Source organism: Evtepia sp., from assembly GCF_034090835.1.
In the GTDB taxonomy this organism is placed as follows: domain Bacteria; phylum Bacillota; class Clostridia; order Oscillospirales; family Oscillospiraceae; genus Evtepia.
Window position 1 is genome coordinate 1 of sequence record NZ_JAXDRS010000020.1, and the last position, 25209, is coordinate 25209.

A 25209-nucleotide genomic window follows, 5' to 3' on the forward strand; every position below is an offset into this window, starting at 1 on the left:
CACAGCGACCAGGGCTTTCAATACACCTCTCAAGCATATTTCCAGCTAACTAAACAATACGGCATTACACCTTCCATGTCAAGGAAAGGAAATCCTTATGACAATGCCATGGCGGAGAATTTCTTCTCCATCCTCAAAACAGAGTGTATCTACCGGCACAAACCCGCTACCTTCTCAGAGGCCAACGAGATGATTGACCGCTATATCCACTTTTATAACTATGAACGTATCCAGTTAAAAACCGGAGAGGCACCGCTGGTGCGGCGCCTCTCCACCTAAAACTTATTTTTCCTACCAGGGCGCTTTTTGTACTGTCCGCACAATTTGGAGCAGTTCAAAGTTCCGCAGGACGTCTTTTCCCGTATGATACAAAAACAGCGCACAGGAAGTGACTCCTGTGCGCTGTTCGATTTCTAAGAAAGGATTATGCCAGAGCAGCGGTGATGATAGCCATCTTGTAGACCTCGTCGGCGTCGCAGCCGCGGGACAGGTCGTTGATGGGTGCATTCAGGCCCTGCAGGATGGGGCCGTAAGCAGCGAAGCCGCCCAGACGCTGTGCGATCTTATAGCCAATGTTGCCGGACTGGATCTCGGGGAAGATGAAGGTGTTGGCATGGCCTGCCACCTTGGAGCCGGGGAACTTCTGCTGACCCACCACAGGGGAGACAGCGGCGTCGAACTGCATCTCGCCGTCAATGGCCAGTTCGGGCGCAGCAGCCTTGGCCTTGTCGCAGGCGTTCTTCACCTTGTCCACGGTCTCGCCCTTGCCGGAGCCCTTGGTGGAGTAGCTCAGGAAGGCGATCTTGGGATCGATGCCGAAGATAGCTGCGGTCTTGGCGCACTCCAGAGCGGTCTCCACCAGTGCATCCTCGTCAGGATCGATCTGGATAGCGCAGTCGCCCATGCACAGGCGCTCGTCCACGCCGTCCTTCTCTCTCTGCAGAATAAAGCAGGAGCTCACGTTGTTGTTGCCGGGCTTGGTCTTGATGAGCTGCAGAGCAGGACGCACGGTGTCAGCGGTGGAATAGGTGGCGCCGCCCAGCAGGCAGTCGGCCTCGCCCATCTTCACCAGCATGGTGCCGAAATAGTTGCCCTTCAGCAGGTTCTTGCGGCAGTCCTCGGGGGACATCTTGCCCTTCCGCAGCTCCACCATCTTCTCTACCATTGCGTCCATACCAGCATAGGTAGCGGGGTCCACGATACGGACACCTTCAATGTCAAATCCGCCCTTTTCAGCAGCGGCCTTGACTTCTGCTTCCACGCCCACCAGGATGGGAGTCAGGAAACCGTCCTTCTTCAGACGAGCAGTGGCCTCCAGGATTCTGGCGTCGGAACCCTCGGTGAACACCAGCGTACGGGGATTGGCTTTCAGAGTTTCAATCAGCTTTGCAAACATGATAGATTACCTCCAACAAATATAAGACGTTTTGTCTTCTGTGCGAAACAACTTATTTATTGTATCACTATATGGGGTCTGATTCAACCCCTTCTTCCCTCTTCTCCTTATAAGAGAAGGGATTCTTTCACAGGCCGGGCTCCTCCGGGGCAGGCAGGATCGCCCGGCAAAGCCGGGCCACTGCCTCCGTGATCCGCCCCTCTTCCAGGCCGGAATAGTTCATCACCAGCACATGTGCCTGGCGCTCTTCCTGCCGGAAATAGTACTGGGACACAAAGGACAGGCGGAGCCCTTCTGCCTCTGCCCGCTGCAAGATCTCCTTGTCGCTGCGCTGGGTGTCCAGCTCCATGAGGAAGTGAAGTCCGGCATTCTCCTCGCTGATCTTCACCCGGCGGGCCAGGGGGCTCTTCTGGATGGCGCCCAGGAACTGATCCCGCAGGCCCCGATAATGGTTCCGCATCCGGTTGATGTGTTTTTCAAAATACCCTTCTGACAGGAACCGGGCCAGGGTCATCTGCTCCAGGCAGGAAACCGTACCGGAGTAAAATCCAAGGGTATCGTAAAACCGGGTGACCAGATGCTTGGGCAGGACCAGATAACTGATCCGGAAGGCAGGGGCCAGGCTCTTGGAAAAGGTGTTGATGTAGATCACCTTTTCCATCACATCAATGCTCTGCAAGGTGGGGATAGGCCGTCCGGCCAGCCGGAACTCGCAGTCATAGTCGTCCTCGATGATATACCGGTTCTCCCCTTTGGAAGCCCAACTTAAAAACTCATATCGACGGCTCACCGGCATCACGATCCCTGTAGGGAAATGGTGGGAGGGGGTGATGTGCAGGATCTCTGCTCCGCTCTCCTCCAGCAAATCAGGCTGGATCCCGGAGGCGTCCATGGGAATATGGTAGGTCCGCACATCGTTCTTTTCATAGATCTTGCTCAGACGCAGGTAGCCCGGGTCCTCCACCGCGTACCCATGGTTCCGGCCCAGCAGTTGGATCAGTACACTATATAAATACTCTGTTCCCGCGCCCACCACGATCTGCTCCGGGTCGATGGTCATTCCCCGGAACTGGTAGAGGTGCTCGGAAATGGCCTGGCGCAGCTGCCGAATCCCCCCTGCGGAGGTATCGGTCAGCAGGGTGGTCTCGTCCTCCCGGGCGGTCACGTCCCGCAGCAGCTTCACCCAGATGGAGAAAGGAAACATATCCCTGGCCACGGAACTGCTGACAAAGTCCGCCCAGTAGGTGGGGCGAGGCTGCTGGCGGGGCAGGACCGGTTTGGGCCGGGGCTGGGCGGGCGCTTCTCCCTTTTCCAGTTCACAGACGTAGTACCCCCGCTTGGGCAGGGTGTACAGGTACCCCTCTGCCACCAGCTGCGCATAGGCGCTCTCCACTGTGATGGTGCTGACCCCCAGGTTCTTGGCAAAGGTCCGCTTTGAAGGAAGCTTTTCCCCGGATTTCAGTTTCTTCTGTAAGATATCCTGTTTGATGCATCGGTAAAGATGCTCATACATGCTCTCTGTATCAATGTTTTCAAAGGAGTAGGTAAGCAAAATCAGCGCTCCTTCCGGCATCTGGTCCTATCAAAGTCAAGAAAAATGACGGTTTTCCCATCACCAAGGCCATTATATTCCCTTTTCTACCCTCTGTAAAGCCACGAGAACGCAGATTCTCCTTCGTCATTCTACCAGATTTTTTCGTCGTTTTTTTCTGACTTTTGTTATTCTTTTTTTCCTCTTTTTTTACAAAAACAACCCCTTATTTTTTCTTGTGAAATTTGATTGAAAAGCGAAAACCAAATGCCTCGAAAATTAATGATAATACATCGGATTTTCCGCCAAAACCGTTTTGCAGGCTATCCCTTGCCAAATTGCATGGTCTCTTCCCTTCTCTTCCGCCTGCTGTCCTGTACTTGCAAGGTTTTTTCTTTTCGTGTATAATGATTTTCGAATAGAAAAACAACTGTTTTTGCAGCGTGCATAGGCGGGCAGCCCCCTGCCTCAACGTCACATTTCAATTTCTATATCACCGTATAAGAAGGAGACTGCTTATGAGTGAAGTACGCATTAAGAGTTTCAAGAGAGTTCTTGTAGCTAACCGTGGCGAGATCGCCATCCGTGTGTTCCGCGCTCTGAACGAGCTGGGCATCACCTCTGTTGCAATCTACTCCAAGGAAGATAAGTACGCCATGTTCCGTACCCTCGCCGACGAGGCCTATCCCCTCAACCCCGGCAAGGGCCCCATCGACGCTTACCTTGACATCGAGACCATCATCAAAATCGCCAAGGATCACAACATCGACGCCATCCACCCCGGCTATGGTTTCCTGGCCGAGAACCCCAACTTCGTGGAAGAGTGCGAGAAGAACGGCATCACCTTCATCGGTCCCTCCGTGGACAGCATGAACGCCATGGGCGACAAGATCTCCTCCAAGCAGATCGCCATTGCCGCCAACGTGCCCATCATCCCCGGCGTTGACCACGCCATGAAGACCGCAGAGGAAGCCATGGAAGTGGCCAAGAAGGTGGGCTATCCTGTTATGCTGAAGGCCTCCAACGGCGGCGGCGGCCGTGGTATGCGTATCGTCTATAAGGAAGAGGATATGCCCAAGGAGTTCAAGGAAGCCATCGACGAGTCCAAGAAGGCCTTCGGTGACGACCAGGTCTTCATCGAAAAGTATCTCCGCGGCCCCAAGCACGTGGAAGTGCAGGTCCTGGCCGACGCCTACGGCAACGTGGTGCACCTCTTCGACCGTGACTGTTCCGTGCAGCGCCGCCACCAGAAGGTCGTGGAATACGCTCCCGCTTTCTCTGTTCCCGAAGAGACCCGTCAGGTGATCTTTGACAGCGCCATCCGCCTGTGCAAGCAGGTCGGCTACCGCAACGCCGGTACCTGCGAGTTCCTGGTGGACCTGGAGGGCAACCCCTACTTTATCGAAATGAACCCCAGAATCCAGGTGGAGCACACCGTCACCGAGCTGGTGACCGACGTGGATATCGTCCGCTCCCAGATCCTGGTGGCTGAGGGCTATCCCCTGAACTCCCCCGAGATCAACATCACCTCTCAGGAGTCCATTCAGTGCCACGGCTACGCCATCCAGACCCGTGTCACCTCCGAGGACCCCTCCAACAACTTCATGCCTGACACCGGCAAGGTCAGCGTGTATCACTCCGGCTCCGGTAACGGTATCCGTCTGGACGGCGGCAACATCTACACCGGCGCTGAGATCCTGCCCTACTACGACTCCCTGCTGGTCAAGGTCTGTTCCTTCGACCGCACCTTCAAGGGCGCTGTGACCAAGTCCCTGCGTGCTCTGCGCGAGATGCGCATCCAGGGCATCAAGACCAACATCTCCTTCCTGATCAACGTCATCAACAACCCCACCTTCCAGGAAGGCCGCTGCTACACCACCTTTATTGAAGAGACCCCCGAGCTGTTCACCCTGTCCCACTCCCTGGATCGTGCTTCCAAGATCCTGGACTTCCTGGGCGACAAGATCGTGAACGTCTCTGCTGGTAACAAGCCTTACTTCGAAGACCGTGTCCTGCCCAAGTATGACGAGACCGCTCTGGTCTACGGCGCCAAGGACGAGTTCAAGAAGCTGGGCGCCAAGGGCTTCACCCAGAAGATCATGGGCGAGAAGCGCCTGTATGTCACCGACACCTCCATGCGTGACGCACAACAGTCCCTGATTGCAACCCGTATGCGTACCAAGGATATCGTGGGCGCAGCCCGGGCCACCCACCCCATCATGCAGAACGCCTTCTCCGTGGAAGCCTGGGGCGGCGCTACCTATGATACCGCTTACCGTTTCCTGAAGGAATCTCCCTGGAAGCGCCTGGAGATCCTCAGCGAGAGAATGCCCAACACCCTGATCCAGATGCTGCTGCGTGCTTCCAACGCCGTGGGTTACAGCAACTATCCCGATAACCTGGTCAAGGAGTTCATCCGCATCTCCGGCATCAAGGGCGTGGACGTCTTCCGTGTCTTCGACAGCTTGAACTGGATCGAGAACATGAAGATGCCCATCGAGGAATCCCTCAAGACCGGTAAGATCGTCGAAGGCGCTCTGTGCTACACCGGCGATATCATGAACCCCAACGAAGTCAAGTACACTCTGGACTACTACGTGGAGAAGGCCAAGGAACTGGAAGCCATGGGCATCCACATCCTGGCCATCAAGGACATGGCCGGCCTGCTGAAGCCCTATGCAGCTCAGAAGCTGGTGGAGACCCTCAAGTCCGAGCTCCACATCCCCATCCACCTGCACACCCACGACACCACCGGTGCTGGCGTGGCCACCGTGCTGAAGGCTGCCGAGGCCGGCGTGGACATCGTCGACCTGGCTATCGAGTCCATGAGCTCCTGCACCAGCCAGCCCTCCCTCAACGCTGTTGTGGAAGCCCTCCGCGGCACCGAGCGCGACACCGGCCTGGACTTCGAAGGTCTGGATGAGCTGAGCCGTTACTATGAGCATGTCCGTAAGGTCTACAAGTCCAACGAAAGCGGCATGGTCTCCCCCAACGCTCAGATCTATAAGTACGAGATCCCCGGCGGTCAGTACTCCAACCTGCTGGCTCAGGTCACTGAGATGGGCTCCAAGGACGAGTTCGAGAAGATCAAGGAGCTCTATCGTCAGGCCAACATCATCCTGGGCAACCTCATCAAGGTCACTCCCTCCTCCAAGGTCGTCGGCGACCTGGCCATCTTCATGCTGAAGAACGACCTGACCATGGACAACATCCTGACCGACGGCGCTTCCCTCTCCTACCCCGACTCCGTCATCGACTTCTTCAAGGGCATGATGGGTCAGCCCGAGGGCGGCTTCCCCAAGGAACTGCAGAAGATCGTCCTGAAGGACATCGAGCCCATCACCGTCCGTCCCGGCACCCTGCTGCCCGACGTGGACTTCGAGGCCATCAAGGCACACCTGAGAGAGAAGTTCGACATGGAAGGCTTCTCTGAGTTCGAGATGGATCAGAAGGCTGTCAGCTACGCCCTCTATCCCAAAGTTTACGAGGATTACTGCACTCACTTCGAGGCTTACAACGACGTTACCACCCTGGAAAGCCACGTCTACTTCTATGGTCTGCGCAAGGGCGAAGAGACCGTCCTCAAGGCCAGCGTTGGTAAGGACATCATCATCAAGTTCATCGATATGTCCGACCCCGACAAGGACGGCTACCGCGTGCTGACCTTCGAGGTCAACGGCGTCCTGCGTGAACTGAAGGTTCTGGACAAGACCCTGGAGGTTCTGGTGGACCGCAAGCTGAAGGCCGACAAGAACAATCCCTGCCACCTGGGCTCCACCATCCCCGGCACCGTGGAGACCGTCCTGGTCAAGGAAGGCGACATCGTCAAGGTCAACCAGCCCCTGATGATCGTGGAAGCCATGAAGATGGAGACTACCTTCGTCTCCAAGGTCGACGGCAAGGTCGACAAGCTTTATGTGGTTCCCGGCGACCGGGTCAACGCAGAAGACCTGCTGATCTCCTTCATTCTGGAGGAAGAAGGCGGCGAAGAGGAAGAAAAGTAATTCTCCTCACCTATGATCCCATACCACCAGCACCCCCGCTGCTATAGCAGCGGGGGTGCTTTTTTATTTCTTTTCCCTGGAAGGGCAGGTGCCCCGGAATCTCTCGGGATGGAAGTCTTTCTTCGGTTTCTGCTCAAGGACAACCGACTTTCTTGGCCATTTCTCTCTGGGAACCCTGCACGCAAAAAACCGCCCCCACCATTTTGGTGGGGGCGGTGAAGTATCACTCTATCTTGGTTATACCAGAGGGATAATTACTTAGCCTCAGCGATGGACTTAGCCAGACGCTCGCAAGCCACGTCGCAGTCGACCTCGCGGATGGTCAGAGGAGGCACCATACGGATGATGGAGGAGCCGATAGCGGTGACCAGGAAGTGGTTCTTGATGCAGTTACGCTTAACCTGGACAGCATCGATGCCGTCTTCCAGAACAGCACCAACGAACAGGCCGCGATGACGGACAGCAACAACGCCAGGCACCTTCAGCAGCTGCTCTGCGAAGTAGTCGCCGACCTTCTTAGCGTTTGCGGGCCAGTTGCCAGCCTTCAGCTCACGCAGAACTGCCAGAGAAGCAGCGCAGGTGACGGGGTGACCAGCATAGGTGGAGCCGTGGGTGCCGGGGCCGAAAGCGGGAGCCACGCGATCGGTGGTAGCGATGCCGCCGATGGGCATACCGCCGCCCATTGCCTTAGCCATGGAAACGATGTCAGGCTTGATGCCATAGGTCATGTAGCACATGAAGTCGCCGCAACGGCCCCAACCTGCCTGGACTTCGTCCAGCAGCATCAGGATGCCTTCCTGATCGCAGAACTCACGGATGCCCTTGATGAACTCTTCAGTTGCGGGCCACACGCCGCCCTCGCCCTGAACAGGCTCGAACATGATAGCGCAGGTCTTGCCCTTAACATAAGCATCCTTGAAGGACTGCAGGTCGTTGAAGTCAGCATACACGAAGCCGGGGGTCAGGTCGCCGAAGCCCTTCTGGATAGCGGACTCGGGCTGGCCGGTAGCGGTCATGGAGCCGAAGGTACGGCCGTGGAAGGACTTCTTAGCGGTGATGATCTGCCAGCAGTCAGGACCGATGTTCTCGATGCCCCACTTACGAGCCAGCTTGATCATAGCTTCGTTAGCCTCAGCGCCGGAGTTCTGATACAGAACCTTGTCCATGCCGATGGTCTCGCAGATTTCCTTGGACAGGATAGCCTGGGGAACGGTGTAGGGATAGTTGAAGGTCTGCATGATGGTAGCGGACTGCTCCTGAACAGCAGCGACAACCTTGGGGTTGCAGTTGCCCAGGCAGTTAACAGCGATACCAGCATAGAAGTCCAGATAAGCCTCGCCGTTCTCGTCGTACATATAGATACCCTCAGCAGAGTCTGCCAGGAAGTCCATACGCTCGTAGGTCTCGATCATGTACTTAGCGGCCAGTGCCTTAATGTCAGCAGCGGTCAAGCCTGTGTCTTTCAGTCTCATAGAAAATTCCTCCCATTTAATATTGTGATTCAAAAAAGGGATCCTTTGGGCCTGCGTACCAGACCCAGTATTCTCAACAATCGGCTACTCATTCCGATCGTTTTGAATGTAAGACCAGGAAACTGATTCAGCGAACGTCTCCTGTAACTTGTGTTCATAATAGCACCATTTTCCTAAAAATGAAATGCATCTTTTGCACAAATTATTTAAGGACTTTTTTGCAGAAGCCCTTTGGGACCATGCAGGATTTTGTGCAAGGATTCGCTGGTTTTTCTTGTATTATTTTATTTTTCTTGGAAAAGGGTTATTTTATTTTGTATGCAGTGACTTTTGAAGCGATTTTCCTTCCTTTTATTTTCATTTTTAAGTCAATTTCTACCATTTTGCACTTCGTCATTTTGCACAATCGACTTTTTTCTTTCTCCAATCCCATTGTCCGTTTTCATCATGCCCCTCTTTCTTCCAATGTTCCGTTGCTTTTCCTCCGTTCCCTTGCTACAATATTATAATAAAGGAAGTGATTACCATGGATCTCAAGCAAATCACCCATGCGGACAATGTCCGCCTCTCCGACGACGGCCGCGCCGTCCGCATCCTGGACCAGAGCCGTCTGCCCAACGAAACTGTCTATCTGGAGCTCTCCAGGGCCGAGGATCTTTACGAGGCCATTGCCACCCTCCGGGTCCGGGGCGCTCCCGCCATCGGCATCTTCGCCGCCTACGCCATGTATGTTCTGACCCTCCAGTCCCCCGCCGACCAATACAGCACCTTTGTAGAGGACTGCCAGAAGATTCATGCCTACTTAAACGCCTCCCGCCCCACCGCTGTCAACCTGCGCCATATGCTGGACCGGATGCTGGCCGTGGCAGAGTCCATGCCCTGCATGGATGTCCTCTCCATTCAGGACGCCATGAAGCAGGCCGCCCTGGCCATCCATCAGGAGGACATCGCCATGTGCACTGCCATCTCCGAGTACGGGCTCTCTCTGGTCAAGCCCGGGGACGGCATCCTCACCCACTGCAACGCCGGTCCCCTGGCCACCTCCCGTTACGGCACCGGACTGGGTCCTCTCTTCCTGGCCAAAGAACGGGGCATCCCCCTGCGGGCCTTCTGCGATGAGACCCGCCCCCTGCTGCAAGGGGCCCGACTCACCACCTACGAGCTCCAGCGGGCAGGCATCGACTGCACCCTCATCTGCGACAACATGGCCAGCCTGGTGATGAAGGAAGGGAAGATCAACGCCTGCTTCGTGGGCTGCGACCGGGTGGCCCGCAACGGCGACACCGCCAACAAGATCGGCACCTCCGGGGTGGCCATCCTGGCCAAGTACTATGGCATCCCCTTCTACGTTCTGGGCCCCTCTTCTACCATCGACTTCACCTGCCCCGACGGGGACCATATCCCCATCGAGCTGCGGGAGGGGGAAGAGATCAAAGAAAAGTTCTTCTCTCAGCCCTCCGCCCTGCCGGACGTGAAGTGCTATAACCCCGCCTTCGATGTGACCGACCACAGCCTCATCACCGCCATCGTCACCGAAAAGGGCATCTGCTACCCTCCCTTTGAAGAGAACCTGGCCAAGCTCTTTTCCCGCCAGCGGAAGGGGGGAGACTAATGTCCCCTCACTATCCCTCGGATGCGCAGGCGAAAGCCCAGATTTTGGCCGCCGGGCTCAAGATCTACCAGCGGGGGCTGGTGGCTGCCAACGACGGCAACCTCAGCGTCCGGGTGGGAGACAACGCCCTCTGGGTGACCCCCACCGGTGTTTCCAAGGGAGCCATGACCGAAGATATGCTGGTCAAGCTGGACCTGGACGGAAACCTGCTGGAAGGCACCAGAAAACCTTCCTCTGAAACTAAAATGCACCTGCGGATCTACCGGGAAAACCCTGACGTCCGGGCAGTGGTCCACGCGCATCCCCCTGCCGCCACGGCTTTCGCCACCGCCGGACTTCCTCTGGACCGCCCGGTGCTCCAGGAAGCGGTGGTGCAGCTGGGCGAAGTTCCCGTGGCACCCTTTGCCCTCCCCGGCTCCCAGGCTGTGGCAGACAGCGTCGCCCCCTTCTGCCGGACCCACCGGGCCCTCCTGCTGGAGTACCACGGGGCCGTCACCTGGGGCGACACCATGGAGCAGGCCCACTACCGTCTGGAATGTCTGGAACAGATGGCCCTGGTCACCCTCCACCTGAAAACCCTGGGCTGTGACCGGGTGATGCCCCCGTCCCTGGTGAAGGAACTGGAGGGGCTGCGCCCCGCCTGGGGGATTCGCTGAGTGGTTTTCAGAAAGGCAGCGGGATAAGGCCATACCTTATCCCGCTACTTTTTCCTCATTTTATTAACATATACTATTGACAAAACTTTGTCTTTTCGTTATTCTTTTTTCCGTAATCGTCCTCTTTGTGTTGTTCCGCCGCCGGCGCAGACACCGCAGAAAGGGCGGCAACAGACAAGGAGGTATTCATGATCGCTGAAAAAGAACTGGATTCTTATTGTCAAGAGCTGCGTAAACACCTCCTCTGCTCCAAGGCAAAGCAGGAGGATTTTATCTTCTTGGCAAAGTTCCGTGTTTCTGAATTGCAGCAGGAAAATCCCGGTCTCACCTACGACGATGTGATCGATTTTTTAGGAGAACCCCAGGAATTGGCGCATACTTATATGGAGAGTTTGGATGACGACGCAAAAGAACGATACCAGATGAAAAAGAAACGGCAACGCCGCTTTGTTCGTATTTTAGTCGGAATTTCTGTCGCACTCATCGCTTGCTATTTCTTCTATTCTGCTTCATTTATAGTTGATCCAAACGTCACAGAAGAACAATTGATTATTATCAATGATGAAAAGCATCCTCATTAAGTTATGTTGTTTTTCCATTTCACTTTAACAAAGAAAGGATATTATCATGAATACATCTTTGGTTCGTAAAAGTCTTTGCTTCCTACTCTTGTCCGCTTTGATCGTCACCATGACCATGCCCTTCCACTCCAGCGCTGCTGCCGCAGACGCAGGAGAGGTTATTGATTACAGTGCCGAAGACCTGGGCAACGGCATCACCGTGGAAAGTGTAATCACACTTTCTTCGACCCGTACCCTCCGCTCCGCCAGTAACACCAGTACATTTAAGCGTGACGGAAAAGAAATTGCCAAAGTCACCTTATACGCTACCTTCACCTACAACGGTTCTCTGGCCAGCGTCTGGTCCACCGACTATTCCAAATCCACCTCCTTGGGCTGGTTCTATAGAAGCCACCAGATTACCACTATGGACCGTATGCCCAGTGCCACTGCAACCCTGGACGCCAAATTACAAGGCATTGTAGGCATCATCCCCGTTCATATCACCCTCCGTTGCTCCCCCACCGGCACCATTACAAAATAATCATTCCCTGCGCCAATTCCCGGTTCTTTTTTCCAATCCTCCCCTTTTTTGTATAGCTTCCCTTTTTCCTCCGATTTTCCAGTCTAAAAACGGTTTTTTATTCTTCTTTTCTTTTTATACAGTTGACAATTCATTCCGTCTGCACTATGATATTGCATATTTCTTAAAAATCTATTAAGAAAGGACCTTGCTACCGTGTCTGAACGAAAGCGTGCCAAAACCAGCGGAACCCCCGCCAGTATCCGCGAGGCCATGAAAAAAGCCACCACAGAGATGCTGGTCCTCTTTGTGCTTCAGCAAAAATCCATGTACACCTATGAGATGATGCAGGCCATTGAGCGCATGAGCGAGGGAAAAATCACCTTTAACACCCTCTATCAGGCCATTTATCGCCTCCAGGATTTTCATTATATCCAGGAAAAGGGGAAGGTCGTCTCGGAAGACAACCGTATCCGCATCTATTTCTCCATTACCGACGCAGGAAAGGTGTATCTCCAGCAGCTCATCGCAGAGTACCGTTCCTTTACCGGCGCTGTCAACCTCATCCTGGAGACCGGGGAACAGTTCCTGGCAGAGGCCCCCGAGCCCGAGAACATCAAAGCCATATGATCTGCACGCCGTCATCCGCCACGTTTCTGGCAGATGGCGGCGTAATGAATTTTTACCCACTTTTCCACACGGTTTTTCTACCCATCGGATCACTCCCTCTGAAAGGACCCCCGCCATGCTCCTCCTTCTTTCCCTTTTGGCCCTGCTGCTGGCCGGGTGGCTTCTGTGGGCCAACAAAGCCCTGGTGCTCACCCCCTGTTCTCTCTCCTCCCCCCGCCTTCCGGAGGCATTTGACGGGTATCGCATCGCCCATCTCTCCGACCTGCACAACCGGACTTTCGGCCCGGAGAACCGCCGCCTGCTGGAACTGTTGGAACAGGCGAATCCCGATCTCATCGTGCTCACCGGAGATCTTTTTGACTCCTACCGCCTGAACCCCGCCGTAGCCCTGGACTTTGTCCGCCGGGCCCAGGCCATCGCCCCCTGTTTCTTTGTCCCCGGCAATCACGAAGCCCGGATCGCCTCTTACCCCAGCCTGAGACAGGACCTGCAAGCCGCAGGGGTCCAAGCGCTGGAAAACCGATCGGTATCCCTCCGCCGGGCAGGCTCCCACCTCTCTCTGGTGGGGCTGGCTGACCCCGGCTTCCACAAGAGGACCACCTTCCCGAACTCTAAAGCCTATCTGGCCGCCCACCTTCCCCATTGTTCCACCCAGGACCCCTACACCATTCTCCTGTCCCACCGGCCGGAGTATATGCCCTTCTATGTCCAGAGTGGAGTCGACCTGGTCCTCAGCGGCCACGCCCACGGCGGGCAAATTCGTCTGCCCTTTGTGGGCGGGATCTTTTCCCCAGGACAGGGTTTCTTTCCCCGGTATACTTCCGGTTGCTGTCAGGAGGGACAAACCTCCATGGTGATCAGCAGAGGGCTGGGCAACAGCAGTTTCCCCCTGCGGGTCCTCAACCGTCCCGAGGTGGTCCTCCTGGAACTCCACCATACGTCAGTCCCCTCCCTGCCGTGAGAAAGGGGCTGAGAGGACTCGGCTTTGCCCCCCTTTCTCTCAGGCTGGAAAGTTCCATGGTCCTATGGTACACTAGGGAAAACGGAAGGCCGAAACCCGGCGCTTCCCCTCTATTCTCCGGAAAGGAGATGTCCCCATGGGACGCAATCTCTCAGTCTATCTCTGCTACCTGCTCCGCCACCACCCCGAAAAGGCCGGTCTGGATATGGATATCCACGGCTGGGTCTCCGTGGATCAGCTCATCCGCCAGGTGGATGGCCAGCGGGGGTTCTCCCTGGACAAAGCACAGCTGGAATCCATCGTGGCCCAGGACGAAAAGGGCCGCTACCGCTTTAACCAGGACCACAGCCGCATCCAGTGCTGTCAGGGGCACTCTATCCCGTGGATCCAGCCGGAACTGACCTATGGAACCCCGCCCCCCGTTCTGTACCATGGCACCAACACCGCCGCCATGAAGAAAATTGATGCCAGCGGTGCGATCCAAAAAATGAAACGGCACGCCGTCCACTTACAGCCTACCTTGAAACAGGCCTGGCAGTCGGCCGAGCGCTGGCATCTGGTCCCTGTGGTGCTGAAAGTGGACGCCGCCGCGATGGACCGGGACGGCTTCTCCTTTGGCATGGCCGATAATCAGGTCTGGTGCACCGAGTCGGTCCCCACCCGGTACCTCTGTGACCGCATTTTCTTCCTTCAGGAAGAACCATAGAACATCATCAACAGGACGTGAACACCAGAGATCGCCGGACTCTCCTTTTGCTCCCAGATGCGGGGACTGGTCCTGGTGGACCGGGAGAGAAACGCCATCCGGCGGCCCATGAGTTACATGGACCAGCGCTCCCACGAAGAACTGAAACGGGGACTGGCCCATGGGATGCAGATCGCCGGGGCCAACGTGCGGAAACTTCTCACCAGCCTGCGCCTGACCGGCGCTGTGTCCAGCAGCGTCAAGGACCCTCTCTGGAAATACAAATGGGTGGAGGCCCACGAGCCAGACAACTTCCAGCAGGTATGGAAGTGGCTGGACGTCAAGGAATATCTGATCCTCCGGTGCACCGGAGAGGCGGTCATGACCCAGGACAGCGCCTTTGCCACCTTCCTGTACGACACCCGAAAGGGTAAAGAGGACTGGAGCCCCACCCTCTGCCGGATGTTCGGGGTCCAGCGGGACCATCTGCCCCGGCTGGCTGAGGCCACCGAGCAGGTGGGAGGACTCACAGCGCAGGCCGCCCAAGACCTGGGGCTTCTCCCCGGGACCCCCGTTTTCGGCGGGGGCGGGGACGCGGCCCTCATCGGTGTGGGGGCAGGGGCCACTGCCGTGGGCAGCACCCACATCTACTGCGGCACCTCCGGTTGGGTCTCCACTGTGACCCAGCGGCAGACCGTGGACGTCAGCGCCATGATCGCCGCCATCGTGGGGGCACAGCCCGGGCGTTACCACTACTTCGCCGAGATGGAAACTGCGGGCAAATGCCTGGAGTGGGTGAAAAACCATCTGGCTCTGGACGAAATTGGCATCTACCTGGAAAAAACCCACGTAGCCCAGAGCCAGGAAGCGGAGTACACCAGCTTATACGACTACATGACCGACACAGTCAAAGACGTTCCCCCCGGGTCCGGCGGGGTCATCTTTACCCCCTGGCTCCATGGCAACCGCTGTCCCTTCGAGGACCCCAACGCCGCCGGTATGTTCTTTAACATTCACCTGGGAACGGGAAAAACCGAGCTGATCCACGCTGTTCTGGAAGGGACCTGCTTCCACTTAAAGTGGATGCTGGACTGACAGGACCGGAAGCTGAAAACCTCCGATCCCCTTCGCTTCGTGGGGGGCGGCGCCCTCTCTCCGGTCACCTGTCAGCGTCTGGCCGACATCACCGGGCGCACCGTAGAAGTGGTGGCCAGCCCCCAAAACGTAGGGTCTGTCGGCGCCGCTGCTGTGGTAGGGGTGGGACTTGGGCTGATCCCAAACCTGGATGTGGTTGGGGACTTCATCCCCGTAGCCGCCCGGTACACCCCAGACCCGGAACGCACCGCTGCCTACCGTCCCTACTATGAGGTATTCAAAAATCTCTACCGGGCCAACCGGAAAAACTTCCGAGCCTTGAACGGCGCCGGAACCAAAGCATAAGGAGCCCCGTCTATGTCCAAACACAAGGAACTGATTCGAACCATCAAATTTTTGCTATTTTCCATCTCTGCCGGCGTCATTGAACTGCTGGCCTTCTCTCTTCTCAATGAGCTCACCCACTGGAGCTACTGGCCCTGCTATCTCATTGCGCTGATCCTCTCCGTGCTGTGGAACTTCACCCTGAACCGCCGCTACACCTTCCAGTCCGCCAACAACGTCCCCAAGGCGATGGCCCAGGTTGCCGGGTTCTACTGCGTCTTTGTCCCCCTCTCCACTTGGGCGGGCAGTTATCTGGCCGACACCGTAGGCTGGAATGAGTACCTGGTCACCTTACTGAATATGGCCTCCAACTTCATTTTGGAGTACCTCTTCGACCGGTTCGTGGTCTTTCGGACGACCCTGGACACCAACAGCGTGGCCAAGAAGAAACAGGCCTGACCAAAGCATCAAAACAGGGCGTTCTCCCATATTAGGGAGAACGCCCTGTTTTTTCTTGATGCGACGACTCAGTCTTTGGACGGAATGATCTCCAGCCAGTAGCCGTCAGGATCTTCGATAAAATAGATGCCCATCTCGGGATTCTCAAAACAGATGCAGCCCATCTGTTCATGCTTCGCATGAGCCCCCTCGAAGTCATCCACCTGGAAAGCCAAGTGGAACTCACATTCCCCCAGGTCATAGGGCTGGGGATGATCTTTGAGCCAGGTCAGTTCCAGCTCAAAAGGACTATTCTCGTTCTTCACATACACGATGGTAAACGCATCCTCTGTGATGCGGCGGCTCTCCTTCAGACCCAGAGCCTGCTCATAGAAGGCCAAAGACGCCTCCAAATCCCGCACATTATAGTTTTCATGAACCATGCGAAAGGTCATATTGGATTCCTCCTGTTTCGTTTCTATTGAAAGATCCACGGTCATGTTCCGCAGATCAGTTGAAAATGTTCTTCCAGGGCCAGCCGCCCCTTCTCTCGATCCTTTTCCCGCAGGGCTTGCACCATAGCTCGATGGGCGTCCAAAAGCCGCCGCCGGGTCTCCTCCGAGATCCTCGCCAGGGTCTCCTGCCGGTAGGCGTCATCCAGTTCGGTGAGGGCATGGACCAGGGTTTCCGACAAATGATTGCGCCCCCCGGTGATGAGGGTCCAATGAAACACCCGTTCCGCAGCCTCCCTGCCCGTTCCGTCTGGTGAGGCCTCCATGGCAGACAGCGCCTTCTCCATCCGGCAAAGCACCTCCGGCTCTTCCTGCTGGACCATCCGGTCCAGCGCCCCCTGCTCCAGGCTCTGGCGCAGGGAAAAGAACTCCGCCCGACTGGTCTGATCCAAGAGAAGCAGCATGGAAAGGATGCCGGAAATTCCACGGTCCGCCTGGTTCACCAGGAAACTGCCCTGGCCCTGGGCGCTGTGGATAAACCCCATGTTCTCCAGCTGGCGCAGCCCTTCCCGCACCGAGTTCCGCCCCAGGCCCAGCTCCCCCATGAGGGTCCGCTCGGAAGGAAGCTTGTCCCCCAGTTTCAGATCTCCTTTTCGGATCTGCTGCTCCAGATAGGACAGCACCAGCGCATACGCTCTGCTCTCTCCTTCCGGTTTCGTCTCAGGTTCCTTCCTCTTCATCCAGAAGACCCCTCCACCGCAAGTAGTTGAGAATCATATCCACGCAGCCGTCGATTCCCAAGATGCCGCTGTCCAGGCAAAGCTCATATCCCTGGGCATGTCCCCAAGACTCTCCGGTAAAGTACCGGTGGAACCGGGTCCGGCTCTCGTCCACTTCCTGGAGGCGAAGGGAGGCTTTCCGCAGAGAGATCCCCTCCCCCTGGGCAATGCTCTGCTGACGGAGTATTGCGCTGGCATGAATAAAGACGCTCACCGCATTTTCATCCTGCCGGAAAATCACGTTGCCGCACCGGCCAATGAGCACGCCGCCCTTCTCCTCCATCAGGCTGCGAATCCGCACAAAGGAGGCGTTGCCTGTGCTGCGGGTCATTTCGCTCATGGCAATGGCGTAGAGCAGGCTGTTCACCGGGCGCTCTTCGTAGAAATCACTTTCCCGCTCGCCGTCGCCCCGGGCCTCGGCAATCGCCATGAGCCGCGCTTTGTCGTAAAACTCCATGCCCAGCCGCTGGGCAAGACGCAGTCCAATCTCCCGGCCGCCGCTGCCGTACTGACGGCCAATGGTAAGAATCAGCGGTTTTTTCATGGTTCTCTCTCCTCTCTCAGGCAAGCGGGGCAAACACAGAGGCTGCCACCACGGTAATGAGTCCAGCCACCGCAATGGCCAGGCTGCTCATGGCCCCTTCTACCGCACCCAGTTCCATGGCCTTGGCGGTACCCACGGCGTGGGAGGCGTTCCCAAGCGCCAGTCCCCGGGCCACCGGCTCACGGATGCGGAACACCCGGAAAACCCCTTCTGCGATCACATTCCCCAAAATACCGGTGATGATGATGACCGCCACCGTAATGTTCACAATCCCTCCCAGCTCCTGGGAAACCCCCATGCCGATGGCCGTGATAATGGACTTGGGCAGCAAGGTCACATAGAGCTGGTGGTCCAGACGAAACAGCTTAGCGCAAGCCAGAATTCCCACCAGGCTGGCCAAAACCCCCGCCAGAAGCCCGCAGGCCACAGCTTTCCAATTCTTTTTCAGCAGCGTCAGCTGTTCATAGAGGGGAACAGCCAGGCAGACGGTGGCCGGCGTCAGCAGGTAGGACAGGTACTTCCCGCTCTCATTGTAGGTCTGGTAGTTAATGGACAGGACCTGATTCGCACCGATCACGCAGATCACGGCGATCAGCAGGGGATTGAGCACAGCCAACTTGGTTTTTTTCTTCAGGAACAGCCCAAACCCATAGGCCAGCAGGCTGATGGTGGCCCCGTAAAAGAGGCTGCTGGTAAAAAACGCCGTCATGATTTCTTCCTCCGTTCCCGACCAATGACATACTGGGTGGTCCGACCGGTGACCACCATCACAAGGATGGTGGTCACTACCGTAATGATGGCCACCGGCACGATCACCGGGCGGAGGCTGGACCAGGCGTCGCTCAGACCCACTGCCGCCGGAATGAACATCACCGGCATGATCTCAATGAGGAACAACGCCGCCTCCCGCACATGGCGGAGCCGGATCACTCCCGTGCACAGGCAGATGAGCATGAGCACCAGCCCATACACGCTGGCCGGGATAGGAAGGGGGATCAGTGCTTTGAGCACCTCTCCCAAAAAGGAAATCAATAGAATCAGCGTAAATTGTCGTAAAAACTTCATAGAACCCTCTCTGTCTCTTTGGCTTACAACTGGTCCTACCAGTTGGAAGCCAATTATACGACACCTTTTCCCTCCTTGTCAATGGTGCGTGGCTTCCACCAGCTTCGACCCAAAGTTGAAATCATAAACCGAACTCAGCGCACCTTCTCCCGCCAAGTAAGCGCTGTACTCCTCGATCAGCCTGGTTCCAAGGCAGACCGCCTCCTGGTACAAGGTCCAGAGCCGCTGCGTACTATCCCGGCAAAGAGGGTTCTCCTCCCGGTTAACGATCAGTCCATGCATCTCTTCATAGGTCCCTGTGAGCCGAAACGCCGCTCGAAGCATCTTGCGCTTTCCTTCTCCCGGCGACCGCATCCACTTGCCGTCCCGGATCATTCCGTTCAGCGCCTTCTGAATCTGTTCCCCGCTCACTCCCTCAAAAAAAGGCGCAATCACTGCCGCACTCTCCCGGGAGGGGACCATATGGGCCATCACAAGGTGACGAATCGGGTCATGCCCGTCCCGCAGCATCAGCATCCGGTCAAACTCTGTTTCGATCTCCACGTGGCTGACGCCGCTGGCGGCGATCGTTTCGTCCACATACCCATGGCAGGTCACATCCAGCGCGAAATGACAGAGAAACCCATAGAGGTACGCCAGGTGCTGCTGTGTTCCCCCGTTCTCCCGCATCACCCGGGCCGCCTGTTCAAAGAAGGCCCGCCCCGGACGGTCGTGGGTCCTGTGCCCCAGTTCCTTGACCTGGTTCTTCCGAAGGGGCTTATAATGAAACAGAATGTCCGGCCCTTGCAGCCCAATGGTAAACAGGTCCCAATGTTTCTCTATGACGGCGCATTCCTGCGCCCTCACACGTTTCTTGATTTCCCGGCCCAACCGGTCGTGGGCATAGGCAGCAGGCATCTCCATTCCCCCTTTCTGCTCCATGGTTTTTCTATCTTTTTGACTTTTGCGTCATTTTCCTGTAATATATACGTAACATTTCTGTGGCAACATGGCCGTTCTTCATTCTGCTCTTTGAGAAATGGAGGCTTTTATGAATGTCATCTGGGCGAACTACCCTCTCAATGACGCCGTGCATCCTCAGGACACCAGCCTCAACTTCCTGGCGCAATATGCACTGCAATACGCAGGGCTGCAAGGCGACCGGTATTTCCGTTTCCTCAACCAGCTTCGCCAGACCCTGCCGGTGGTCACCTTCGTGGGATATATGGACCAGGAAGGGGATGCGTACAGCCATATGGAGATCTCCCCCTTCACCTCCCTCATCAAGGACTATCAGTGCGTACAGTACGAGCGGCTGTTTGGTCTGGACGACGAAAAATGACCCCGATCACCCGGTCATCACCCCTTCGTTCTCCGGGAGAAGGCCATGCGCGGGATTTCCTTCATCGTATTGCACCGCAACCAAGTCTCCTACACCTACGTTGCCCATGCGATAGACCTTTCGCTGCCCGATGGGGATTCCTCCCACCTTGATCCATTCACTTTTCAGTTTCACGGTCTCTCGAAGCTGATATTGGGTCCCGCCCACGGTGTAGCGCACCTCAATCACATCCGGATGATCCAGACCCCCTATTTTCAAACGATGCACCGTTCCCTGGGTTCGCCCTGTATAGGCAGCCAGTTTCCTCTTTCGGAGGGACTGGCTGCCTTTTATTATCAACAAGACCACCAGCGCAGGAAGCCCAAGGATCAGCAAAAAGATCAGAAGAATCATTCCTCCCGCTGATGGCATACAGGTCGCCCTCCTTCCTCTCGGTTTTCTTCAAAAGAGGGCGCCGTTCCCCTCCTGAGAGAGATAGACGCTCTCATCCCGCACGCTGATCACAACGTCGGGCTGATAGGCTTTCACATAATCCAGCAGACTCTCCCCGGTATAGTGGCGATAATCCAAGCTGCGGGTCTCGTCGAAGCTCATCCAAACCAGAGTTTCCAGCGCATTGGTAAAGGAGTCCCCTACAATGAGCGCCTTTTTTAACGACGGACGGTTGGTTTGAATGATGGTTTCCCCTACGTCGCCCCCCCATGTAAAGGGTATAGTCCACCAGTTCCTCCTGGGTCTCCGGCAGTCGATAGAGCACAGACGGAACCTCCTGCCCATTGTCGGTTCGAGTAAAGGGGATCTCCGTTTTGGGCGATGCCATCTCGATCCGGTCGTCCGTATCCTTCAGGGCGTACAGTCTGCGGTTGGCGCTGCCCAGGAAGGGATTGGGCAACGTAGTCCATACAAGGTCCTCCGGCCCCATCACCGGAAGCTCCCACTGGGTATCTGCCATGATCTTCTCCATGAGCGCGGTATAGGCAGCGTAGGCCCCCGGGTAAGCGTAGTGATGGTCGGTTTTAAAGTAGTAATCCGCAGGGTTTCCCTCCTGGGCATAGACGGCAGTCATATTCAAAAAGGGCACCTCTGCCTCCTCCAGCGCCGCAGAAACCTCCCGCTGAATGGCTGTTGTCTGCCACACCCGGCTGTCCATATACGCCGGATAGGAAGACGCAAAATAGGTGGACTGCTGCGGAACACCCAGAAACACGAAGTAGCCGCCATAGGACTGCACCGCCTGGTTCAGGGCCGCATACCGCTCCCCCATCGCCTGGGCTTCCCCAGTCAGATAGGAGAGGTCCCAAACGGAATGGCCATAAAAATCCAGCAGTTTGTCTTCCGTCACCGCCAGATCATTCACCACCGGTCTTCCCAGGCCCAGGTTCAGCTGGGTGTAGGTTTTCAGCATGGTGTCACGCAGGGCAATATGGTCGGAGTAAGCCGTCTCCCACTGGCTAAAATAGGTGCCGTCCCACACACTCTGCCTGGTGGCTTCCGGGATAGACGCCAGCGTCCTCTGCTCATAGACAGAGACCTCCGCGCCCCCCTTGAGCAAGGTAACCACAGGAACCAGAAAGAGTCCCAGCAGAAATAAAATGACAAAACATTTACTTGACGCTCTTTTCATTGGATGCTCCCTTAAAACTGAAAATAGATAAACGGATTGTATCCCGTGCTGGCCAGAGACAGCACCGACAAGCCGCCCAAGCCCAGGGCCAAAACGACTTTTCCCCAGCGGAACAGCACCGGCATCAGGCCGGTCTCTTCCATGCTGCCTTCCTTCTCCTCCAGGTACCGCTTAATGGGCAGAGAAGCCAGCACGCCCACCAAAAGTTCCCACCGGAACTCCAGCAGGAAATACGTGGTCTGGTCGTTCCAGAGCCCTGCCGTACCACCCCCAAACATCAGGGACAGGAAGGTGATGATCTGGTTCACGTCGACTGCGCGGAAGATCAGCCAGCCGATCAGGATCAAAACCAGAGCATAGACGTGCTGGATCACCCGGGGAAGCCGCTCCAACAGTCCCTTCCAAACATACCGTTCTCCCATCAGGAGCAGCGCATAGTACAGCCCCCATAAGAGAAAGGTCCACGCAGCACCATGCCAGAAGCCGGTCAGGCCCCAGACGATCAGCAGATTGCGAATCTGCTTGCCCCGGGAGACCCGGTTTCCGCCCAGGGGGATGTACAGGTAATCCCGGAACCAGCTGCTCAGAGAAATGTGCCATCTACGCCAGAACTCGGTGACCGACCGGGAGATATAGGGATAGTTGAAGTTCTCCAGAAAGTGAAAGCCGAACATTCTGCCTATGCCAATGGCCATATCCGAGTAGCCGGAAAAATCAAAATAGATTTGCATGGTATAGGCGATCACCCCCAGCCAGGCCAGGGAGAGAGAAATTTGATCCGGACTTTGCGCAAACACTGTATCGGCGATCTGTGCGAACTGGTTGGCCAGCAGGATCTTCTTGGCCAAACCGAACAGAAACCGCATGGCCCCCGCCTCAAAATCCTCCCAGCTCTCCCGCCGGAACCGCAGCTCCTCCGCCACTGTGGTGTAACGCACGATCGGACCTGCGACCAGCTGGGGAAACAGGGCAATGTACAGCGCCAGACGGAACAGATTCCTCTCCACCTTGGCCTTTCTCCAGAACACATCAATGGTATAGCTCATCCCCTGGAAGGTATAAAAGGAAATCCCAATGGGAAGGACGATCTCCTGCACAGGAACCACAGGGAACAGATAATGAAGATTCTCCGTGACAAAGCCCAGATACTTGAACACAAACAGCAGCGCCAGGTTGGCAGCCACCGCCACACCCACAATCACCTTGCGCGTCTTCTCCGGCCTTTGCCCCGCCAGGAGACGTCCGGCAACGTAGTTCATGGAAATGGACGCCAAAATAATGGGCATCAGCCGCCAGCCGCCAAAACTGTAAAAAAACAGGCTGAACGCCAGCAAAATCACATTGCGAAAGGTCCTCCTTCGGAACAGCGGACAGTAATACACCGCCAAGAGGAGAGGGAAAAAGCCAAACAGAAACGTAAAACTACTAAATACCATAAAACAATCCTCTAACCTACAAAACAAGAGCAGGTATTCCCTGCTTTTTCCTTATTATACAATACCGGCCTTTGTTGGGCAAGGACCCTCTATGCCCAGGTCCGGGAAGTGAACAGTCTCTCCCACACCAACGCATCCCGTAAGGCACTCTCCCCCATACCCACAAAGAAAAAACACCCGTGTTTCATAGACAGACAGATGCGTCCATAAACACAGGCGTTGTATCTATTTTCTATATCCGCTCTGCCGTTTGGCCTGATCCAGCACACAGCTTACCGCTTGGGACGCAGCTGCCAGAAGATCACCGCACCGGCGGCGGCCACATTCAGGGAATCCACCCCATGAAACATGGGGATCATCGCGGTATAGTCGCAGGCAGCGAGCGTCCCTGCGGACAGGCCGTCCCCCTCTGTGCCCAGGACAATGGCCAGTTTCTCTTCCTGTGCCAGGGCAGGATCCTCTATGCTGATGGCCTGCTCCGACAGTGCCATGGCCACGGTTTTAAAGCCAAGGGCTTGCAGACGGGCCATTCCCTCCTTCGGCCACTGGTCCGCTATGTCGCCGATCTGCGTCCACGGGATCTGAAACACCGTCCCCATACTCACCCGCACTGCCCGGCGATACAGAGGATCACAGCAGGAGGGCGTCACCAAAACAGCGTCCATCCCCAGCGCCGCCGCAGACCGGAAAAGCGCACCCACATTGGTGGCGTCGCTGATGTTTTCCAACATCGCAATCCGGCGGGCCGTTTTGCAAAGGTCCTCTACGCTGGGCAGCACCGGACGCCTCATAGCACAGAGAACGCCCCGCGTCAGGGTGTACCCTGTCAGCGTTGCCAGGACCTCCCGATCCGCTGTATAAACCGGGATATCTCCGCACCGGGGCAACAGTTCCCTGCCCGCACCTTCCAGGTGCTTCCGCTCCATCAGCATGGAAACCGGCGCGTACCCGGCGTCCAGCGCACTGGCAATCACCTTCGGACTCTCTGCAATAAAGATCCCCTGCTCCGGCTCCAGACGATTGCGCAGCTGGGCGTGGGTAAGCTGAGTATATGCGCGCAGCGCTGGCGCCGCTATGTCTCGCACCTCGATAATGTTCATTCCATGCGCCTCCTGATTCGACGGGTTGTCTTAGCCCCGCAGACTCCCCCTGCCACAATAGAAAACAGCCGGTCGGAGTCTCCCCTTTGCAGCTGACAACAGCAAGCGGTTCTTCCCGATTATACACAGTTCTCCTCCCGGTTGCAAGAAGCGCCAGGCCCATTCCAGAGGTCACTCCAGACCATCCTTTCAATTTCCCACAAGCTCACTATGTTTTTTCTGTTTGCAATGCATACTATAGTACAATGAAGCAGGAGAAGACAGACCTCGAACCGCCCTCTTTCACGGCAATCATTCTCCCACGCTGCACATCATACCCTCAACAACTCATCGCAAAAACTTTAGCATAAAGGAGAAATAATGACGATCTGTTAAGACAAGGTCTCATTATGCATATCCATATCAGGTGCCCCTCTCAATCATTTTTGGCCAGTGTCACATATTATGCTTTGACTGTCAATGGATTCGATGCCATTAGACAACAATGGACAAAAATTTGAAACCCCGCTGTCGGGTAGGATTGTCTGTCTCCTCGGCAGTGGGGGTTTCTCGGTCAGATGCGATAATCTTTCAGTTTTAATGAAGGGCATACTTCTTAATGATGTACTCCATGTGGGTTTCCAGCTCATATACTGTGTCATCCGGCAGCAAACCATTTAAAATCACGTTTTAGATTTTAAGCTTTGTGTGTCCCTCATCATCTCTGCTGACGGTGATTCTGCCGCCCCCATGTTCAGCTTTTTCATGTAGTAGCCCTCGGTGATCCACGGATCTGCGATTCGGTTATATTCCTTACGTGGGTACCACCACTATTTGCTTGTAAAGGCGTACGACGGGAGCTTTACCTTCGAAATCTTCTCGATTTTCTTAAACGTCAAAGTCACTGACGTTGCTGTGCATTTGGAGAAGTACCGCTTCCGTTTGCTGTATTTCCATGTCTCACTGATGGGCGGTTTCTCTTTCACCGGGGGCTCCGTCCGCTCGGATATCCCTTCCAAAAC

24 protein-coding genes and 1 pseudogene are annotated in these 25209 nt (G+C 55.9%); 12 read left to right on the forward strand and 13 right to left on the reverse strand.

Annotated elements, in window-relative coordinates; all coding sequences use genetic code 11:
• Positions 1-279 (forward strand): integrase core domain-containing protein (locus SOR61_RS03970; RefSeq protein ID WP_320611396.1); only part of this gene is annotated, 279 nt, incomplete at its 5' end.
• Between the two features lie 145 nt (positions 280-424).
• Here SOR61_RS03970 and pta read toward each other — a convergent pair.
• Positions 425-1396 (reverse strand): phosphate acetyltransferase, encoded by a 972-nt coding sequence (gene pta, locus SOR61_RS03975; protein ID WP_320611397.1) that lies wholly within the window; start codon positions 1394-1396, stop codon positions 425-427.
• Between the two features lie 127 nt (positions 1397-1523).
• Positions 1524-2948: a PLP-dependent aminotransferase family protein gene (locus SOR61_RS03980; RefSeq protein WP_320611398.1), complete on the reverse strand. Its 1425-nt coding sequence runs from the start codon at positions 2946-2948 to the stop codon at positions 1524-1526.
• A 497-nt stretch (positions 2949-3445) separates the two neighbouring features.
• Between SOR61_RS03980 and SOR61_RS03985 the strand changes: the two genes are divergently transcribed.
• Positions 3446-6931 (forward strand): pyruvate carboxylase, encoded by a 3486-nt coding sequence (locus SOR61_RS03985; RefSeq protein ID WP_320611399.1) that lies wholly within the window; start codon positions 3446-3448, stop codon positions 6929-6931.
• A gap of 254 nt (positions 6932-7185) precedes the next feature.
• Here the strand turns inward: SOR61_RS03985 and SOR61_RS03990 are convergent, their stop codons facing one another.
• Positions 7186-8403 (reverse strand): aminotransferase class III-fold pyridoxal phosphate-dependent enzyme, encoded by a 1218-nt coding sequence (locus SOR61_RS03990; RefSeq protein WP_320611400.1) that lies wholly within the window; start codon positions 8401-8403, stop codon positions 7186-7188.
• A 526-nt stretch (positions 8404-8929) separates the two neighbouring features.
• On the opposite strand from SOR61_RS03990, the gene mtnA reads away from it, so the two are divergent.
• The 9 genes and pseudogenes from mtnA to SOR61_RS04035 all read left to right on the forward strand — a co-directional run bounded on the left by mtnA (position 8930) and on the right by SOR61_RS04035 (position 15908).
• A complete protein-coding gene (mtnA, locus tag SOR61_RS03995) occupies positions 8930-10015 on the forward strand; it encodes an S-methyl-5-thioribose-1-phosphate isomerase (RefSeq protein ID WP_320611401.1) in 1086 nt (361 codons plus the stop codon).
• A complete protein-coding gene (locus SOR61_RS04000; RefSeq protein ID WP_320611402.1) occupies positions 10015-10671 on the forward strand; it encodes a class II aldolase/adducin family protein in 657 nt (218 codons plus the stop codon). The genes mtnA and SOR61_RS04000 overlap by 1 nt, the downstream gene beginning before the upstream one ends.
• A 188-nt stretch (positions 10672-10859) precedes the next feature.
• Complete coding sequence (locus tag SOR61_RS04005; protein WP_320611403.1) at positions 10860-11252, forward strand: hypothetical protein; 393 nt, start codon at positions 10860-10862, stop codon at positions 11250-11252.
• Between the two features lie 58 nt (positions 11253-11310).
• The gene (locus tag SOR61_RS04010; RefSeq protein ID WP_320611404.1) at positions 11311-11775 is read left to right on the forward strand and encodes a hypothetical protein; all 465 of its coding nucleotides are present in this window, start codon (positions 11311-11313) and stop codon (positions 11773-11775) included.
• A 195-nt stretch (positions 11776-11970) separates the two neighbouring features.
• Positions 11971-12384: a PadR family transcriptional regulator gene (locus SOR61_RS04015; protein WP_320611405.1), complete on the forward strand. Its 414-nt coding sequence runs from the start codon at positions 11971-11973 to the stop codon at positions 12382-12384.
• 115 nt (positions 12385-12499) lie between these two features.
• Positions 12500-13345, forward strand: coding sequence for a metallophosphoesterase (locus SOR61_RS04020; protein WP_320611406.1), 846 nt, complete (start codon positions 12500-12502; stop codon positions 13343-13345).
• 136 nt (positions 13346-13481) lie between these two features.
• Positions 13482-14051, forward strand: coding sequence for an RNA 2'-phosphotransferase (locus SOR61_RS04025; protein ID WP_320611407.1), 570 nt, complete (start codon positions 13482-13484; stop codon positions 14049-14051).
• A gap of 30 nt (positions 14052-14081) precedes the next feature.
• Positions 14082-15470: pseudogene (locus SOR61_RS04030) on the forward strand (FGGY-family carbohydrate kinase).
• A 12-nt stretch (positions 15471-15482) separates the two neighbouring features.
• The gene (locus SOR61_RS04035) at positions 15483-15908 is read left to right on the forward strand and encodes a GtrA family protein (RefSeq protein ID WP_320611408.1); all 426 of its coding nucleotides are present in this window, start codon (positions 15483-15485) and stop codon (positions 15906-15908) included.
• A gap of 68 nt (positions 15909-15976) precedes the next feature.
• Here the strand turns inward: SOR61_RS04035 and SOR61_RS04040 are convergent, their stop codons facing one another.
• From SOR61_RS04040 to SOR61_RS04065, 6 genes are all read right to left on the reverse strand, one after another.
• Complete coding sequence (locus tag SOR61_RS04040) at positions 15977-16342, reverse strand: VOC family protein (RefSeq protein WP_320611409.1); 366 nt, start codon at positions 16340-16342, stop codon at positions 15977-15979.
• Between the two features lie 41 nt (positions 16343-16383).
• On the reverse strand, positions 16384-17079 hold the full coding sequence (locus tag SOR61_RS04045) for a GntR family transcriptional regulator (RefSeq protein ID WP_320611410.1): 696 nt from the start codon (positions 17077-17079) through the stop codon (positions 16384-16386).
• A complete protein-coding gene (locus SOR61_RS04050) occupies positions 17060-17662 on the reverse strand; it encodes a cytidylate kinase-like family protein (RefSeq protein WP_320611411.1) in 603 nt (200 codons plus the stop codon). Before SOR61_RS04050 ends, SOR61_RS04045 begins: the two co-directional genes overlap by 20 nt.
• Before the next feature lie 16 nt (positions 17663-17678).
• A complete protein-coding gene (locus SOR61_RS04055; protein ID WP_320611412.1) occupies positions 17679-18371 on the reverse strand; it encodes an LrgB family protein in 693 nt (230 codons plus the stop codon).
• Entirely contained in the window at positions 18368-18727 is a 360-nt protein-coding gene (locus SOR61_RS04060; RefSeq protein WP_320611413.1) for a CidA/LrgA family protein, read from the reverse strand. Before SOR61_RS04060 ends, SOR61_RS04055 begins: the two co-directional genes overlap by 4 nt.
• A 78-nt stretch (positions 18728-18805) precedes the next feature.
• Positions 18806-19624: a zinc dependent phospholipase C family protein gene (locus SOR61_RS04065; RefSeq protein ID WP_320611414.1), complete on the reverse strand. Its 819-nt coding sequence runs from the start codon at positions 19622-19624 to the stop codon at positions 18806-18808.
• A 133-nt stretch (positions 19625-19757) separates the two neighbouring features.
• Here SOR61_RS04065 and SOR61_RS04070 point away from each other — a divergent pair, with 133 nt between their 5' ends.
• Complete coding sequence (locus SOR61_RS04070) at positions 19758-20048, forward strand: hypothetical protein (protein ID WP_320611415.1); 291 nt, start codon at positions 19758-19760, stop codon at positions 20046-20048.
• A 6-nt stretch (positions 20049-20054) separates the two neighbouring features.
• Here the strand turns inward: SOR61_RS04070 and SOR61_RS04075 are convergent, their stop codons facing one another.
• From SOR61_RS04075 to SOR61_RS04090, 4 genes are all read right to left on the reverse strand, one after another.
• Complete coding sequence (locus tag SOR61_RS04075) at positions 20055-20459, reverse strand: hypothetical protein (RefSeq protein WP_320611416.1); 405 nt, start codon at positions 20457-20459, stop codon at positions 20055-20057.
• 73 nt (positions 20460-20532) lie between these two features.
• On the reverse strand, positions 20533-21672 hold the full coding sequence (locus SOR61_RS04080; protein ID WP_320611417.1) for an alginate O-acetyltransferase AlgX-related protein: 1140 nt from the start codon (positions 21670-21672) through the stop codon (positions 20533-20535).
• An 11-nt stretch (positions 21673-21683) separates the two neighbouring features.
• Positions 21684-23012, reverse strand: coding sequence for an MBOAT family O-acyltransferase (locus SOR61_RS04085; RefSeq protein WP_320611418.1), 1329 nt, complete (start codon positions 23010-23012; stop codon positions 21684-21686).
• A 368-nt stretch (positions 23013-23380) separates the two neighbouring features.
• A complete protein-coding gene (locus tag SOR61_RS04090) occupies positions 23381-24208 on the reverse strand; it encodes an RNA methyltransferase (RefSeq protein ID WP_320611419.1) in 828 nt (275 codons plus the stop codon).
• Between the last annotated feature and the right edge of the window lie 1001 nt (positions 24209-25209).